Source organism: Neisseriaceae bacterium CLB008 (genome assembly GCA_041228285.1).
Lineage (GTDB): Bacteria > Pseudomonadota > Gammaproteobacteria > Burkholderiales > Neisseriaceae > JAGNPU01.
Genome location: CP166133.1, coordinates 443132 through 459485, shown reverse-complemented (window position 1 = coordinate 459485; position 16354 = coordinate 443132). Strand labels below are relative to the sequence as shown.

12 protein-coding genes, 2 tRNA genes and 1 other RNA gene are annotated in these 16354 nt (G+C 53.0%); 9 read left to right on the top strand and 6 right to left on the bottom strand.

Annotated features, from left to right (window positions below; all coding sequences use genetic code 11):
• Positions 1-196: 196 nt before the first annotated feature.
• Positions 197-271, bottom strand: a tRNA-Glu gene (locus AB8Q18_02070).
• 10 nt (positions 272-281) lie between these two features.
• Positions 282-358: transfer RNA gene (locus AB8Q18_02065), tRNA-Arg, on the bottom strand.
• A gap of 123 nt (positions 359-481) precedes the next feature.
• Here AB8Q18_02065 and AB8Q18_02060 point away from each other — a divergent pair.
• The gene (locus tag AB8Q18_02060) at positions 482-1891 is read left to right on the top strand and encodes an exonuclease domain-containing protein (GenBank protein ID XDZ51855.1); all 1410 of its coding nucleotides are present in this window, start codon (positions 482-484) and stop codon (positions 1889-1891) included.
• A 161-nt stretch (positions 1892-2052) separates the two neighbouring features.
• On the opposite strand, the gene rnhA is transcribed toward AB8Q18_02060, so the two are convergent.
• Together rnhA and AB8Q18_02050 are read right to left on the bottom strand one after the other, a co-directional pair.
• Positions 2053-2520: a ribonuclease HI gene (rnhA, locus tag AB8Q18_02055; protein XDZ51854.1), complete on the bottom strand. Its 468-nt coding sequence runs from the start codon at positions 2518-2520 to the stop codon at positions 2053-2055.
• Positions 2513-3262 carry a class I SAM-dependent methyltransferase gene (locus AB8Q18_02050; GenBank protein ID XDZ51853.1) on the bottom strand — a complete coding sequence of 250 codons (750 nt, stop codon included), beginning with the start codon at positions 3260-3262 and terminating at the stop codon, positions 2513-2515. The genes rnhA and AB8Q18_02050 overlap by 8 nt, the downstream gene beginning before the upstream one ends.
• A gap of 41 nt (positions 3263-3303) precedes the next feature.
• Between AB8Q18_02050 and gloB the strand changes: the two genes are divergently transcribed.
• The 6 genes from gloB (at position 3304) to AB8Q18_02020 (ending at position 9554) form a co-directional block, all read left to right on the top strand.
• Complete coding sequence (gene gloB, locus AB8Q18_02045; GenBank protein XDZ51852.1) at positions 3304-4056, top strand: hydroxyacylglutathione hydrolase; 753 nt, start codon at positions 3304-3306, stop codon at positions 4054-4056.
• A 151-nt stretch (positions 4057-4207) separates the two neighbouring features.
• Entirely contained in the window at positions 4208-6166 is a 1959-nt protein-coding gene (locus AB8Q18_02040) for a transglycosylase SLT domain-containing protein (GenBank protein XDZ51851.1), read from the top strand.
• A gap of 97 nt (positions 6167-6263) precedes the next feature.
• A complete protein-coding gene (locus AB8Q18_02035; protein ID XDZ51850.1) occupies positions 6264-6578 on the top strand; it encodes a hypothetical protein in 315 nt (104 codons plus the stop codon).
• Positions 6578-6796, top strand: a complete 219-nt coding sequence (gene ccoS, locus AB8Q18_02030) for a cbb3-type cytochrome oxidase assembly protein CcoS (GenBank protein ID XDZ51849.1) — start codon at positions 6578-6580, stop codon at positions 6794-6796. Before AB8Q18_02035 ends, ccoS begins: the two co-directional genes overlap by 1 nt.
• Positions 6797-6819: 23 nt before the next feature.
• A complete protein-coding gene (locus AB8Q18_02025) occupies positions 6820-8124 on the top strand; it encodes an MFS transporter (GenBank protein ID XDZ51848.1) in 1305 nt (434 codons plus the stop codon).
• A gap of 98 nt (positions 8125-8222) precedes the next feature.
• Positions 8223-9554 carry a TolC family outer membrane protein gene (locus AB8Q18_02020; protein XDZ51847.1) on the top strand — a complete coding sequence of 444 codons (1332 nt, stop codon included), beginning with the start codon at positions 8223-8225 and terminating at the stop codon, positions 9552-9554.
• A gap of 62 nt (positions 9555-9616) precedes the next feature.
• Here the strand turns inward: AB8Q18_02020 and secA are convergent, their stop codons facing one another.
• Entirely contained in the window at positions 9617-12337 is a 2721-nt protein-coding gene (gene secA, locus AB8Q18_02015; GenBank protein XDZ51846.1) for a preprotein translocase subunit SecA, read from the bottom strand.
• 201 nt (positions 12338-12538) lie between these two features.
• On the opposite strand from secA, the gene AB8Q18_02010 reads away from it, so the two are divergent.
• Positions 12539-12961: a DciA family protein gene (locus AB8Q18_02010; protein ID XDZ51845.1), complete on the top strand. Its 423-nt coding sequence runs from the start codon at positions 12539-12541 to the stop codon at positions 12959-12961.
• A 49-nt stretch (positions 12962-13010) separates the two neighbouring features.
• On the top strand, positions 13011-15026 hold the full coding sequence (locus AB8Q18_02005) for an FAD-dependent oxidoreductase (protein ID XDZ51844.1): 2016 nt from the start codon (positions 13011-13013) through the stop codon (positions 15024-15026).
• A gap of 1116 nt (positions 15027-16142) precedes the next feature.
• Here AB8Q18_02005 and ffs read toward each other — a convergent pair.
• Positions 16143-16240: signal recognition particle sRNA small type (gene ffs, locus AB8Q18_02000), an RNA gene on the bottom strand.
• Positions 16241-16354: the final 114 nt, after the last annotated feature.

The window sequence follows — 16354 nt, the reverse complement described above, 5'->3', positions numbered from 1 at the left end:
TAAGCGTAGGGTGGGTCATGACCCACGCGGGTTGTAAATGTGGGCACCTGAGCACCTTAGGAGTGGTGGGCACGCTACGCTTTGCACCACCCTACAAATGGCCTGTAAACCATCCATTGATCAGTATGATTATTAAGGCACCCAAAAAAAACGGCCAAAAAAAAACACTCCCCGAAGGAAGTGTTTTTTTCGAAACTGGTACGCCCACGGGGAATCGAACCCCGGCTGCCGCCGTGAAAGGGCGGTGTCCTAACCGCTAGACGATGAGCGCATAGTCTTTGTGGCGCACCCGGAGCGATTCGAACGCCCGACCCTCTGGTTCGTAGCCAGATACTCTATCCAACTGAGCTACGGGTGCAACAAAGAGGCTGAATTATAGGAACCCTAGGCCATCCTGTCAACACCTTTTTTAAAGTTTTTTTATTCTTTCAAAAAATAGTACAATGAGCGCTTTAAAAACCGCTGCGGCCCTTTATTTGTCATGACGACCCTTGCGCAACAACAATCCGAACTACATCAATCACTTTTAACGCTCCACCCCACGATTGCCATCGTTGATTTAGAATCAACCGGGGGTCATTTCTATACAGACCGCATCACTGAAGTTGCTTTAATTAAAATCACGGCCGCCGGCGTGCAGCGCCAAAGCTGGCTGATTAACCCCCAACAAAGCATCCCCCCCTTCGTCGCCAACCTCACCGGCATTGATGATGAACTGGTTAAAGATGCCCCGACCTTTCAAGAGTTAGCGCCCGTCTTACACCAAGAGCTCAACCAAGCCCTGATCATTGCCCACAACACGCGCTTTGACTACCACTTCTTACGCCATGAATTCATGCGCGCCGGCCTAAGCTTTCGCGCGCCAGAGCTGTGTACGGTGAAGTTTTCGCGCAAGCTGTATCCGCAGCACCATAAACACAATCTAGACAGCATCATCGCTCGCTTTAATATTCAGCTCTTGGATCGCCACCGCGCCATGCCAGACGCCGAGGCGGTTTATCAGCTCTTGCACATCAGCCTAAAAGAAATGGGGGCGCCTGCGTGGCTGGCTCAGGCCAAGGCCTTAATCAACCCTCACGCGCTTAACCCACACACGCCCACCAGCCTCGCCGATGCGCTCAATGCGCTACCCGACGATGCCGGCACGGTGCTGTTCTACAATGACCAGGACGACTTACTCAGCTGGTCTGACCACGAACGGGCCTACATCGAAGCACGCAGCCCCTTTATCCGCAGCAAACGCCCAGACTGGATCAAAAGCGCCCATCGTTTGGTCTATCTACCTGCCGTTGGCCCGTTTGATGCCTATATTCAAGGCCTATTATGGCTGCACCAACACCACCCAGAAGTGGTCACCCACCCAGATGCCGCCCAATCCTTTACGCTCAGCCTCAAGGCTAATGAGCATGGCCAGCTACAGGCCCACATTAAATCGGTTCAAGCCGGGGTTTTACACGCACCGCTATACGGCCTGTTTGCCCACCCCAAAGCAGCTAAGCGCGCACTAAGCCAATTAGCCCTTAAACACCAGCTGTGTCAGGCCAGCTTAGGCATTTTGCCGACCACCTTAGCCAAAGGCAAACCTTGTCCACAATACGACATGCACGCTTGCCAGGGGGCTTGCGTAGGTGAAGAATCGATCAACGACCACAATCTGCGCGCCGAAGCGGCCTTCACGGAACTGCCGCTAAAGGACTGGCCTTATCCTGACCGTATGCTCGTGAGCGAACGCCACCCCTTATCCTTACAGCTAACAACGCATGAGTTTTATCGCGGAGCCCTAGTCCTGCCCAATGGGCAACTGCTGTTTGACCCACACAGCCTTCATCTTTTGCGTACCCTCTTACGCCAACAGGCCGATACCTTAAGCGTCAGCCCGCTGACGCCATAAAGTACACCACGATCGCCAACCAAGGCCCAAGCTCAACGCTTGGGCTTAAACCCCTTACGTATCGGCGTCAACAAGCCACTTGGCTCAATCCAATCGAAACAAAAAGGCACTGTCTAAACCTTTCTAGACAGTGCCTCATCAAGCCTACCGTACAAATCAAGCTAAGCTTGGCCGGCCAAAACCTTATCCACGCCTTCATTAGCCAACTCATCGGCACGCTCATTACCCGGATGCCCAGCATGACCCTTCACCCAATGCCAGGAAATGGTATGGCCTTGCGTCAGCGCATCCAGCTCCTTCCATAAATCATCATTCTTCACTGGTTTCTTGTTGGCCGTACGCCAACCTTTGGCTTTCCAGCCCACAATCCACTCACTGATGCCCTGCTGAACATAGCGCGAGTCTGTATACACCGCCACCACGCACGGCCGCTTCAATAGCTTTAAACCCTCAATGACTGCTTGTAGCTCCATGCGATTATTGGTGGTGTCTAAAGCCCCCCCACAAATGGCTTTTTCATGGCCTTGGTAGCGCAACAATGCGCCCCACCCCCCCACGCCAGGGTTGCCCTTACAGGCGCCATCGGCGTACATATAAACCGTATTATGCTCTGTTTGTTCATCACTCATGCTGTTTGTTTACCTGTCGATTCGGTTTATTTAATAAGGCTTCGTCTTTAATCGGTGCCGGCTGCGCCTGCTGAGCGGCATTGGCCTGTCGCCAGGCCATTTTCAAAGGGTGTACGCCTGGCGTGCGCTTCACCGCATGCAAGCCATACACGGCCCCCAGTTTAGGCCACAAACGCGGGCCTAAACGCTCTAATGCACGCCATCGCTGCAGTGAACGCTCTTGCCGACAAGGCGGAACATACACCATAAATTGCCAAGCCACCACTTCAAAACCTAAAAAAGCCAGCCAGTCTTTTACCCGCAGCCCCCCCACCATAGCCTGCCGTGACGGTAGGCCTGGCTGCGCAAGCTGACTCGGCAAGCCCCATAACGAAGCAGGGTTAAAGCCTGTCAACAAAAGCTTACCATCTGGCACCAACACGCGATGAATCTCGCTCAATACCTGATGCGGATGCGCCGTCATTTCTAGGCCATGCGGCAGCACCACTAAATCCATGCTTTGACAATCCAGAGGCAACATTGTACTTTGGGCACAGACGTCCACGCGACCGGCTGGCGCCAAGCTCAGCCGATGCGTGATTCGGCTTTGGCGCAAAAACTGCCGCTCCGGCAGCCCAATTTGTACCGCATAATAGCCAAAAATGTCTTCCGCATGCTGATCATAAAAGGCTTGCTCCTGCGCCAACACATACTGACCTGCAGGGGCACTTAATGCCCAACGACCAAATTCAGCCACTGCCATGATGCCCTCCTTCATGATGAATAACCCAGCGAGAACCTGCCATGAACCCTACCCACATCGTGCCCATCCCCGCTTTTAACGACAATTACATTTGGACCTTAAGCCAACAAAATCAGGCCGTCGTCGTCGATCCTGGTGAGGCAGCGCCCGTCTTGGCCTATTTACGGAACCAAGGCCTGACGCTGAATGCCCTCTTAATCACCCACCACCATGCCGACCACATCGGCGGCGTAGCAGAGCTCCTCAGCCACTATCCCGACTGTCCCGTTTATGGGCCGGCCAGCATTGCGCTAGTGTCTCACCCCGTCTCAGAACCAAACCAAGTGGCCACGATCGTCGGTTCATTTGACGTGCTCGACATCCCAGGACACACGGCTGACCATTTAGGCTTCATATGGGCCGACAGTACCGATCGACGCCATGTATTTTGTGGCGACACCTTATTCAGCGCAGGCTGCGGCCGCGTTTTTACCGGCACCTATGCGCAAATGTACGCCAGCCTCAATAAGCTCAAAGCCTTACCTGACGATACCCTATTCTATCCTGCACATGAATACACGCGCAGTAATTTACACTTTGCCCAACGAGTCGACCCTGACAATCCTGACGTAGCAGCGGCGCTCGCCTATTGCGATCAACACCCGGTCTCTTTGCCCACTACTTTAGCGAAGGAGCGCCTGATTAATCCTTTTTTACGCACGCACAGCGCCCATATTGCCACCACCATCGGCCAAGCCGGCGCAACAGAATTTGCTATTTTTCAGTCTTTACGAGAATTAAAAAATCAGGGCTAGGCCCCGAGACTCAACCGCTTATGCCGCTTTCTCATTGAAAAAGACATAATAATGAAGCAATTACCCAAGGCCTTTGCATTGACAAAGCGCCCTAATATCTTATACGATTTGGTGTTTATTTAAATTTGGGTATCGTACAATTATGACAGCCTTGAAGAAAATCGCGCTATCGCTTGCCAGCATTGTGCCCATTTTAAGCCTTTCGGCCCAAGCTCAAGCCAGCATCAACGCTGCCGGCGTGGCCCGAGACCTCATGCAAATGAACTCTGCGCCGTTAAAAGGCTTTGTCGGCCATCCTGATGGCGTCTGGTCTAAGCTACGCAACGACTTCCAAATGGCTGAAGTCAACCCAGAAATCGTGCGTCGACACGAACAGTATTATTCAACTCGCCTGCCCTACTTCAACCGCATCGTTGAGCGCAGCGAACCTTATATGTACCATATTGCGCAAGAAGTACAAAAACGCAATATGCCCGCCGAAATTGCTTTGCTGCCTATTATTGAAAGCGCCTTTGTCACCAGCGCCAAATCGCGCGTGGGCGCTTCTGGCCTATGGCAATTCATGCCCGCCACCGGGCGCGACTTCGGCCTGACCCAAAACAATCTATACGATGGTCGCCTAGACGTTTACGCCGCCACCGACGCCGCACTAACCTATTTACAATACCTGCACAATTTATTTGGCGACTGGTCGTTGGCGCTGGCCGCCTACAACTGGGGTCAAGGCAATGTGGGCAAAGCCATTAAGCGCGCCCAAGCCCAAGGTAAAGAGATCACCTACGAAAACCTCAATATGCCGGCAGAAACGCGTAACTATGTGCCCAAGCTATTGGCCGTGCGTAACCTCATCGCTAGCCCAGAAACATTCGCATTGAAGCTCGCGCCCATTGCCGACCAGCCTTATTTTGGCGTGGTCACCATTGATCACGCCATTGACACCGCAGCGGCAGCCCGCCTAGCCGGCATTACCGCCGCTGAGTTTGAACGCCTCAACCCTGGCGTGGTGGCGCCGGTAGTCGCCACCCAAAACGTGCAGCGCATTTTATTGCCCGTCACCAAGATTGACACCTTCCGCGCCAATCTGAAAAAAGCCGACAAGAACACCTTGCTGTCTTGGGACTTTTACCAGCCAACGGCGGGTGAAGACGTGGCTCAGCTGGCCGCCAACACTGGCATGAGCATTGCTGAAATCAAACGCTTAAACCAGCTATCCAGCAATAAGCTGCGCGCGAGCTCAACCATTTTGATCGCCAAAAACAGCTTGGCCACACCGGTAGAACCGATCTTTATGCCCAATGCGGCCCCCACCATGATGGCCAGCGCGGCGCCACAGTACACCGCCCCTGCTCCGGTTCAGGTCGCGGCGCCAGCACCGGCCCCCGTTCAGGCCGCTGCACCTAAGCCAGCGCCTCAAAACACCGAATGGGTGGTGCCACCCAGCAGCCAGCCCAACGTCGTGGTATTGACGCCAGCCAAACCTGCCGCGCCGCAACCCATTCAAGTTGCCGCAGCAGCGCCAGCACCTGCCGTGGCCATGCCGATTGGCGGCCTGCCTGAAGCCATCAGCGTCCAAACCGAACCCGCAGTGGATGACGACCCGCTATTGGCCACGCTACAGCTGGCCGAAGCACGCCACAGCGCTTCTCCTAGCGAAGTGGCGCCAAGCAGCGCGCCCATTCGCTTTGCGCCTAGCATCAACACCCCTGCGCCGACTCAATTGGCCGCTGCCGCACCGGCACCACGCGCAAACGTGGCCAACCAAGGCAATAGCGTAAAGCTGGCCAACAACAGCGCCAGCAACGCCCACATCAAGGTTAGCTATACGCCACCTGTGAGCAAACCTGCGCCAGCCAAAAAAGCCGAAGCGCCAGCAGCACCACGCGCCAAAGACTTATTCTATACGGTTAAACCTGGCGACACGCTCTACTCCATCGCCCAGCGCAATAACTTGAGCCTAGACGACTTACGCAAAGCCAATAAGCTCAGTGACAACAATATTCGCGTCGGCCAATCCTTGGCGCTGATTCCGGCTAAGGCAGATAAATCAGGCGCCCAAACCGCAGGTACCGGTAAAAAAGCACAAAAGGGCAGCAAGCTTATTGGTTCTTAAACCCAGTGAGCCCCTCCTAACCCACGGCACTCTTTTTGGGGTCTTTATTCCGACATCGGAACGCAGACGCCAAAAAGAGTGTTAGACTATCTGGCATATGAATTACGCACTCCAAACCCTTAAGGGACAGCATTTAGGCTTTTTAGTGATGGCCGCCGATGATGGCGACGCCAGCGCTGGCCAATGCCTGTTCCGCGCACAAAGCAGTGACCCTGCAGACATGGCCTTGGCTGAATACCAAACTCTGGCCGACATCGCAGCCCTATCGCCTCTGTATTGGCGCTTTCAGCCAGGACAGGCACAGGCGCAAATATTCAGCGCCGAAGATGAATTGCTGGGCCACATTAAAGATGAATGGCTGTTTTTAAATGGGCGCCAGTATCAGCTGGTCGACCTGGTGGGAATCCTCTAATGGAAAGCTTATACTTACTCATTCCCTTGAGCATTTTGCTGGCCTTTTTAATTGGGGCATTTTTTTGGTGGTCAGCCAAATCCGGGCAATTCGATGACCTAGAAGGTCCAGGCCATCGGATTTTGATGGACGATGACGATGCCGACGCCCAAAAGCCTAAGGCCAAAAAAACCACGACCAAAGCCGGTCAAGCACCAGACAACCACCTGCCGGATTAACGCTCACCACCACAAGGTGCCCTATGTCAAAACTGTTTCCCTTTGCTTTAAAACGTCGCTTCCTACCACTGTTTGTGACCCAGTTTTTAGGGGCAATGAATGACAATCTGCTCAAGACGGCAGTGTTTGTCCTCATTACCTATTACGCCCTTGGCGCCGGCACCCTGCCCGCCGAACAGCTACTCAATATCGGTGCCCTAACGTTCATCCTGCCGTATTTCTTATTCTCCGCCCTCGCCGGCCAGCTGTGTACCAAATACAATAAAGCCACCATCGCGCGCTACGTGAAGCTTGTGGAGTGTTTGATCATGGTGTTTGCCGCCGTCGGCTTTATGTACCACAACGTCTACATTTTGCTCACGGCCCTGTTTTTAATGGGCACCCACTCTACTTTCTTTGGCCCGATTAAATACGCCATCCTGCCTGATTATTTAAAGGAGCACGAGCTTCTGTCAGGCAATGGCCTGATAGAACTAGGCACCTTCCTCGCCATCCTACTTGGCCAAATGCTCGGCAGCAGTATGGTCAACGCCGACCTTGCGCCCATGCTGGCCCTGCTGTTTGGCTTTGCCATTCTAGGCCTCATCAGCAGCCTGGGCATGCCCGCCGTCAAGGCCACTGACCCAACTGCCCGCATCGACTTCAACATCCTCAAAAGCACTTCAGTGCTGTTAAAAGATGCCTACCGTCAACCGCAGGTGCGCGCTGCCATCGTGGGCATCTCTTGGTTTTGGCTATTAGGCGCAACCTATACCACCCAATTGCCGACCTATACCCGCCTGCACTTAGGCGGCGACGACCACGTATTTAGCCTCATGCTGGCCTTGTTTTCTATCGGCATTGGCGCCGGCTCACTGGTGTGCGCCAAGCTCAGCCGCAATACCTTACAGCTGGGCCTAGTGCTCTTTGGCGCCGTTGGCATGAGTATTTTTGGCACCGCACTGGCGCTCTTAACCTTTGCCTTCCATCAAGGCGAACTGCTGACCTTAGGCCAGTTTTTACAACAGGGCAAAACGCCTTTTATCACCGCCTGCATCTTCGCCCTCGGTTTTTTTGGTGGTTTTTTCTCTGTTCCCCTATATACTTGGCTACAAACCGCCAGCTCAGAAGCCTTTCGAGGCCATGCCGTGGCCGCCAACAACATCGTCAACGGCCTATTCATGGTGGTTTCCGCCCTGCTCAGCATGGTTTTCCTCATGTTTTTCCATCAGATCTCTGGACTGTATTTACTGGTGGCACTCATGAACCTTGCCGCCATGGCCGTATTGATCAAGCTTGCCCCCAATATATGGCACAGCCGCTTTGACTGGCTGCACAATAAAAAATAGCCATAGCCGAACCAAACCATTGTTTTTCGCACAAATAACGACGAAGCAAGGATTTTATTAACCTCATGATGCCGCTTTTTATGAAACACTGCCTCCCTATGAAACCTTGGCTAACCCTAACCAGCCTGGCCTTACTGAGCGTCACCAGCCCTGCTGCCCAGGCCTTTGACCTGCTCGAAGCATGGCAGGCCGCCCAAGCCCATGACGCTCGCTTTGCGGCCGCTAGCTATGCCCGTGACGCCGGTCAAGAACAAACCGTTCAAGGCCGCGCCAACCTATTGCCTCAGGTCAGCATCAACGGCCAGGCAGGTAAAGCATTCAATAAAGAGCCTGATCGCCACAATAGCCGCACCCAAGGCTGGGGGGTACAGGTCAGCCAGCCGCTGTTTGACATGAATAAATGGCATCGCTACAAGCAAGGCCAGATCAATACCGACTTAGCCAATGAAGAGTATCTGCTTGCCTCACAAAGCCTGTTATTAAACGTGAGCCAAGCCTATTTCAATGTTTTACTGGCACAAGACCAGCTACGCGCCACCTTGGCCACGAAAGCCGCCTATTTAAAACAGCTAGAGCAGGCCAAAGCCATGTTTAACGTTGGCTCAGCCACCATTGTCGACACCTACGAAGCCCAGGCTGGCTTTGACGCCGCCTCGGCCCAAGAAATCGCCGCCAAGACCACTTTAAAAATGGCCCAGGCGCGCCTTACCCAGCTCACCGGACTCCCGGCCAACACCATCCAAAAAATCGATGGTGAGCGTGTATCCTTGGTGACCAATCAGCTGCCGTTTGAAACCTGGCTAGACACCGCCATCAACCACAGCAATCAGCTTAAGATTAAAGCCTTGGCGGTGCAAACCGCCACTGAAAACCTCGGCATCAGCCAAAGTGAACGCCTGCCCGTTGCCACCCTCAACGGCGACTATCAGGACAGCTACAACCGCATTTCTGGCGATGAAAAGCGCACCACCCGCGGCAGCTCCGTTGGCATCAAAATCAGCATGCCGCTCTTTAGCGGGGGCGCCATCAACAGCCAGGTGCGCGAGGCCAAGGCCAAAGAGCTAGAAGCCAAAGCCGAACTCGAAGCCGCCACCCGTGATCTAACCGAAGAGGTTCGCCAAAACTTCCTCAACGTCACCAATGGCCAAGCCCAGCTGATCGCCCAAGAAAACCTGGTTAAATCGGCCAAGGCCAAGCTCGACGCCACCACCTTGGGTAAAAGCGTCGGCGTGCGCAGCAACCTTGACCTTGTCTTGGCTGAACAAGCCTATTCCGACGCCATTCAGCAGCGCGCCAACGCCCGCTACACTTATCTACAGGCCCATCTGACCCTAGCCCAGAGCACGGGACTGTTTAATGAGAACCTAGAAACCCTAGAAACCATTAATCAGCTCATCATCGCCGAAACCGATTCATTTGAGCCCAGCTAGGCCACACCCACAAAAAAAGCCAATCTCGCGATTGGCTTTTTTATTGACCTCAATAAATGAGGTTACACCAGACGGCCATGGCAGTGTTTGTATTTCTCACCGCTACCGCATGGGCAAGCATCGTTACGACCAACGTAAATGCCGCGGGCGGCTAGGCCTTCACGGCTAAAGTCTTCTTCGATGCCGTTGGCACCAAGGCTCACCAATTCTTCTACGGTTTCAAATTCACCCGCCTCAGCTTCGGCCAAGGCCTGTGCTTCTGGCGTGACTTCAGGGGCGGCTTCAATACGGGCAGCGGCCAAAATACTGGTGACGTTGCGCTTCACGCCTTCCAACATATTGGCGAACATGGCAAAGGCTTCACGCTTGTATTCTTGCTTAGGATTCTTTTGCGCATAGCCGCGTAAATGAATGCCTTGACGTAAATAATCCATCGCAGACAGGTGATCGCGCCAGCTGTTGTCCAGCATGGTCAACACAATGTTGCGCTCGAAGCGCTGCATGCCCTCAGTGCCCACCAAGTCGTGCTTGGCTTTGGCATCAGCATCAAACGTCGCCAACACCTTCTCTTTAATGCCTTCTGGATCTAAGTGCTCATCGGCCGCCATCCACTCGCTGATGGATACTTGAGTGCTGAATTCCGTCGCCAACACCCGCTCTAGGCCTTCGATGTCCCATTGCTCTTCCATGGTGTCTGGCAGAATGTGTTCGTCGACCAAATCATTCACCACGTCGATGCGCATGTCGGCCACTAGCTCGCTGACGCCCTCAGAGGTCAAGACTTCATCGCGCTGCTGATACACCACTTTACGCTGATCGTTGGCCACATCATCGTATTCCAACAACTGCTTACGCACGTCAAAGTTACGGCCTTCAACCTTACGCTGAGCGCCTTCGATTTGACGGGTTAAGAAAGGATGTTCAATCGCCACGCCTTCTTCTGGCGCCAAACGATTCAATAGGCCTGCGGCGCGATCCAGCGCAAACAAGCGCAATAGCGGATCTTCAAACGACAGGTAAAAACGGCTCGAGCCAGGATCACCCTGACGGCCGGCACGACCACGCAGCTGATTGTCGATGCGGCGACTTTCATGGCGCTCGGTACCGATGATGTGTAGGCCACCAGCGGCTAAAACCGTCGCATGATCTTGCGCCCAGACGTCACGTAAAGCCGTCACGCGCTGCTCTTTTTCAGCGTCTAATAGGCTTTCGTCAGCCATGATGGCGTTGATTTCAGGGTTGATGTTGCCGCCCAAAACAATGTCGGTACCACGACCGGCCATATTGGTGGCCACGGTAATCATGCCAGGCTTACCCGCTTGAGCCACAATATCGGCCTCACGCGCATGCTCTTTGGCATTCAAAACGTTGTGTTTCAAACCAGCCTCATCCAATAGATGCGACATCAGCTCAGAGTTTTCGATGCTGGTGGTACCCACCAAAATAGGTTGGCCTTGGGCGTGGCGCTCTTTGATGTCAGCCACAACGGCATTGAATTTCTCAGCCGTGGTGCGGAAAATCTGGTCGTTCAGGTCTTTACGCACCATAGGGCGGTTGGTCGGAATGATGACGGTTTCAAGACCATAAATGCTTTGGAACTCAAAGGCCTCAGTGTCGGCCGTACCGGTCATGCCGCTTAATTTGCTGTACAGGCGGAAATAGTTTTGGAAGGTAATCGAGGCCAAGGTCACGTTTTCGCGTTTGATCTCAACGCCTTCTTTAGCTTCAACGGCCTGATGCAGGCCTTCAGACCAACGACGGCCGGCCATTAGGCGACCGGTGAATTCGTCCACAATCACGATTTCACCGTCTTGAATCACATAATGTTGATCTTTAGTGAATAAGGTGTGGGCGCGTAGCGACGCCATTAAGTGGTGCATCAACATGATGTTGCCAGATGAATACAAGGAGTCGCCTTCTTGCAGCAAGCCTAGCTGCGCCAAGACTTCTTCGGCGCGTTCATGGCCATCTTCACTCAACACCACGGTGTGGGCTTTCTCATCTACCCAGTAGTCACCTTCGCCCTCTTCCGTTTCTTGGCGTTTTAGGTAAGGTGGCACTTGGTTCATGATTTGATACATGCTGACGTTGTCGTCGGCCGGCCCGGAGATAATCAACGGGGTACGGGCTTCGTCGATTAAAATCGAGTCTACTTCATCAATCACGGCGTAAGACAAAGGACGCTGTACTTTTTCATCCAATGAAAACACCATATTGTCGCGCAAATAGTCAAAGCCAAATTCGTTATTGGTGCCGTAAGTAATATCGGCGCTGTAGGCCGCCTGCTTCTCTGGCGTGGCCATATTGCTTAAGATCACGCCCACGCTGAGGCCTAGGAATTGATACAGCGGTGCCATGATGCCGGCGTCGCGGCTGGCCAAATAGTCATTGACGGTCACGACGTGTACGCCTTTACCGGTCAATGAATTTAAATAAACCGGCAAGGTGCCCACTAGGGTTTTACCTTCACCGGTCCGCATTTCAGCAATTTTGCCTTCATGAAGCGCCATGCCGCCAACCAACTGCACATCAAAGTGTCGCATGCCCAAAACGCGGCGGCTGGCCTCTCGGCACACCGCAAAAGCTTCAGGTAGTAAATCATTTAAAGATTCGCCAGCCTCAAGTCGCTGCTTAAACTCTTGAGTCTTAGCCTGTAACGCCTCGTCACTCAACGGCGTCAAACCGGCCTCGAGCGCATTAATATTCTGAACGACTTTACCATATTGCTTTAATAAGCGATCATTACGACTACCAAAGATTTTTTTTGCTAAATTGGTTAACATATACTTTCCTAGCCCTTATATTCATTTATTCAGGCAAAAAATTAATGGCAAATTTTAACATATTATTCAGCACCCAGTCATTAAAATACTGAGCCTTAACATTAACCCCGATCAGCCTTTTTTGCTGTTAGACTAATCATCACTAGGGCCTAAAACCGTTAAGCCAGCGTGCCCCTACCCCTTTACCACGATGCCGATGCCATGAAAAAAATCAACGAACAAAGCCAACGAGACCCTCGTCTAGAGGCCTTATTCAGACAGGTCAGATTGTGGCAACAAATTGAAAATCAAGTCGCCGGGCTTTTACCCTACAACTTAAAGGGTCACTTTAAAGTTGCCTGCATAGAAGGTAACACCCTGATTATATTCGCAAACAACAATATGGTTGGCTCACGTTTAAAAATGATCCTGCCCAGTTTAGTGCCTTCGCTCCAATCTATTCATACCCAAATTGAGCAAGTCCGCGTTAAAATCAAACCCCACACTGAGCCGATTAAAACGATAAAAAACACTCAGTTAGGACCCGAGGCCGTGGCCGCCATTGAAGATGGCGTCAAGCAGTTGCAGCACCACCCAGAACTGGCTCGGGTTTTACAAAACTTTGCCAATAAACAAAAACGCTGAGGCCTGTTTCTGTGTCATAGGCCCTTAGCGACCGTACAAAGGAACCCTTATGGCCCACCCCTACCCCCTGTTAGCTCAAGCAATTACCCTTGCCAACCAGCCCATCCGCAACCGCATCATCATGGGCTCGATGCACACTGGTTTAGAAGAAGCACCTAATGGATTTGAGCGCCTAGCGGCCTTTTATGGCGCCCGTGCCCAAGGCGGCGTGGGCCTCATCATCACTGGCGGCATCAGCCCAAACGAAGCGGGCTTAACCATGCCGCACGCGGCCAAACTATCAGAGGCCAGCGAAGTTGACCAGCATCGCCTAGTCACCGACGCGGTTCACAAGCACGGCGCCAAAATCTGCATGCAGCTCTTACACACTGGCCGCTACGCCATGCACCCCAATGCCGTAGCGCCTAGCGCCATCCAAGCCCCCATCAACCCCGTTCGCCCGAAAGCGCTGAGCACGGCCGAAGTCAAGCAAACCGTACAAGACTATATCCATTCCGCTAGCCTTGCCCAACAGGCAGGCTATGACGGCGTCGAGGTCATGGGCAGCGAAGGCTACCTGATCAATCAATTCATTGCGCCCGCCACCAATGAGCGTGATGATGAATACGGCGGCAGCCTGGCCAATCGCCACCGCATCGCTGAAGAAATCGTGGCCGGCATTCGTGCCGCCTGCGGTCCCAACTTCATCATCGTATTCCGGATTTCCCTACTCGACCTTGTGCCCAATGGTTCCACCTGGTCTGAGAACGAACAGCTGGCCCAAAAAATCATTGCCGCCGGCGCCGATGTATTCAATACCGGCATTGGCTGGCACGAAGCGCGCATCCCCACCATTGCCACCATGGTGCCACGCGCCGCCTTCATCGATGCCACGGCCAAGCTTAAAGCCATCAGCAGCATTCCTGTCGTGGCCACCAACCGCATCAATATGCCCGACGTGGCCGAAGGTATTTTGAGCCAAGGCCAGGCTGACATGGTGTGCATGGCACGCCCCTTTTTGGCAGACGCCGATTGGGTACAAAAAGCCTTCACCGAACAAGAATCCATCATCAACACCTGCATCGCCTGCAATCAGGCTTGCCTCGACCACATTTTTCAAGGCAAGGCGACGTCCTGCTTGGTCAACCCCTTTGCCTGCCAAGAAACCCTATTGCAAAGCCAGCCGACCCAAACGGCTAAAACCATTGCCGTCATCGGCGCAGGCCCTGCCGGCCTTGCCTTTGCCGTCACTGCGGCCGAACGCGGCCACGCAGTGACGCTGTTTGACCAAAATCAGCGCATTGGCGGCCAGCTCAACATTGCCAAAACCATTCCAGGCAAGCCCGAATTCAACGAAACCTTGCGCTATTACGCCGAGATGCTAAAACGCCATCAAGTGACCTTAAAGCTGGGCCAGCACGTCGGCCCTAACGACGTCGATGGCTTCGATGAAGTCGTGGTGGCCACCGGTATTAAGCCCCGCAGTATCGAACTAGAGGGGTTGCCTCACCCTAAAGTTTTGAGCTATCTAGACGTGTTGCAAGACAAGCAGCCCGTAGGCCAGCGCGTGGCCATCATTGGCACCGGCGGCATTGGCTTTGACATGGCCGAATACCTCAGCCAGAACGGCGCCGACAGCGCCCTAGACAAAGATTTATTCCTACACGAATGGTCGGTCGACGCCAGCCTAAACGCACCCGGCGGCCTCAGCAGCAAGCCTAAGCTTGCCCCGTCAGCGCGCGACATTTGGCTGCTACAGCGCCGCTCTGGCTCGGTGGGCAAAACCCTGGGCAAAACCACGGGCTGGATCCACCGCACCACGCTCAAGCTACGCGGCGTGAACATGGTGAGCGACGTCAGCTATGAGAAAGTCGACGATGCAGGGCTGCACATCAAAATCGGTGAAGAGGTTCAAGTTTTACCGGTAGACCAAGTCATTGTCTGCGCCGGCCAAGTGCCAAACCAAAGCTTAGCGGATGCCTTGCAACACCCATCGGTACACGTGATCGGTGGCGCCCATGACGCTAAGGCGCTGGACGCCAAATTGGCGATTCGTGCGGGTACCAAATTAGGCCTAAGCATTTAAGGCAGCACCTAATAGATGAAACATTAGCCCTCGTTCGCGAGGGCTTTTTTGTGGGGTGCGGTTGGTAGAGCATCATTTAGCAAGATGGGGCATGCCTCTACACCCTAACCTATAAACCATGGTTGATCGTTATTTGTAGCCCACCGGTTTAAATTATTAAATCATTTGTTTCAATGCTTCGGTTATATCGCTATTACTCAATCGTTTTGTTTCGCCCGATGGGCGACGTCCAACTTTTGGATGCTAAGGAAAACGAAGCAAAGAAAAAACACCCCACTTTATGATGCCCGTTGCGATCCGCCCGCTACGCGGGTGCCCTCGTTGGCCCGCGCATTGCCGGCGGCAAGAAGCCATGCTTGCCTCAAAATCCCCGGCCCTGCACGAACCGCCTCGGCGGCTAAAAAGGGGACGGTACTTCACTTAAAGGGATACGCCGTGAGCTTAAAGTTAGTTAGATGATGTTTCAGCTTTTACAGAGAAAAAGATAAAACATCATGTTTAATTATCTAAAAATAACCCTTTAGGTTTGAGTTTAAAGTGTGTGGATTTACTAATATTAATTTCATCTTACCACCTCAGCCCCTCAGTGAAGTACCCGTCCCCTTTTAGTCGCCGAGACGGGTTCTATTGGACCAGATGAAGCGAGCAAGAAGCTTGTGGTGGCCGACCACGCTTTTATAGGAGGGCACCACTTTTGCACGCGCTGGGCCAATAGGTTCCGCCGAGGGAACCCCCTTCAGAGAAGGGGGCGAATAAGCAGGGGTGGCCTTTTCTTTGCATACTTTCTTTTGGCCACGCAAAAGAAAGTCTGTCGCCTACAGGCGAAAGGCAACCTTTAATCAATAGCGATATAACCGAAGCATTGACAGTCGATTTAATATTTAGCACCAACAAACCATGATTTTTTGTTTTGGTAGGGTGGGTCGTGACCCACGCGGGTTTTAAATGTGGGCACCTGAGCACGTTAGGAGTGGTGGGTAGGCTACGCTTTACCCACCCTACGCGACCATGAATAAGCCATGATGTTCAGCATACAGCCTTCGCCCAAACGCAAAAAAACCACTCAATCGAGTGGTTTTTTACCGACGGATGCACATTGCATCAACATCTAAATGAGGTGGCGAGCCAGACCCCCGGCACTGGTTTATTTGAGTTGGGCTGCTCGCTTCCGCGCCTGACCCGTTGACCCAAGAAACCATGCGGGGAGACCCGCCATAGAAGGGCGTAATATACCATTTATTCGGCCAAACGCCAAACTTTTTCCACATCTTATGCTTTTGACGTATTAATTAATTTAGCCCATTGAATTAATACCATTATATACAATA

Coding starts and splice junctions, on each gene's coding strand:
- gloB (XDZ51852.1), top strand. CDS start 3,304: ATGAACCCTACCCACATCGTGCCCATCCCCGCTTTTAACGACAATTAC.
- ccoS (XDZ51849.1), top strand. CDS start 6,578: ATGGAAAGCTTATACTTACTCATTCCCTTGAGCATTTTGCTGGCCTTT.
- AB8Q18_02060 (XDZ51855.1), top strand. CDS start 482: ATGACGACCCTTGCGCAACAACAATCCGAACTACATCAATCACTTTTA.
- AB8Q18_02035 (XDZ51850.1), top strand. CDS start 6,264: ATGAATTACGCACTCCAAACCCTTAAGGGACAGCATTTAGGCTTTTTA.
- rnhA (XDZ51854.1), bottom strand. CDS start 2,520: ATGAGTGATGAACAAACAGAGCATAATACGGTTTATATGTACGCCGAT.
- secA (XDZ51846.1), bottom strand. CDS start 12,337: ATGTTAACCAATTTAGCAAAAAAAATCTTTGGTAGTCGTAATGATCGC.
- AB8Q18_02025 (XDZ51848.1), top strand. CDS start 6,820: ATGTCAAAACTGTTTCCCTTTGCTTTAAAACGTCGCTTCCTACCACTG.
- AB8Q18_02020 (XDZ51847.1), top strand. CDS start 8,223: ATGAAACCTTGGCTAACCCTAACCAGCCTGGCCTTACTGAGCGTCACC.
- AB8Q18_02010 (XDZ51845.1), top strand. CDS start 12,539: ATGAAAAAAATCAACGAACAAAGCCAACGAGACCCTCGTCTAGAGGCC.
- AB8Q18_02005 (XDZ51844.1), top strand. CDS start 13,011: ATGGCCCACCCCTACCCCCTGTTAGCTCAAGCAATTACCCTTGCCAAC.
- AB8Q18_02050 (XDZ51853.1), bottom strand. CDS start 3,262: ATGGCAGTGGCTGAATTTGGTCGTTGGGCATTAAGTGCCCCTGCAGGT.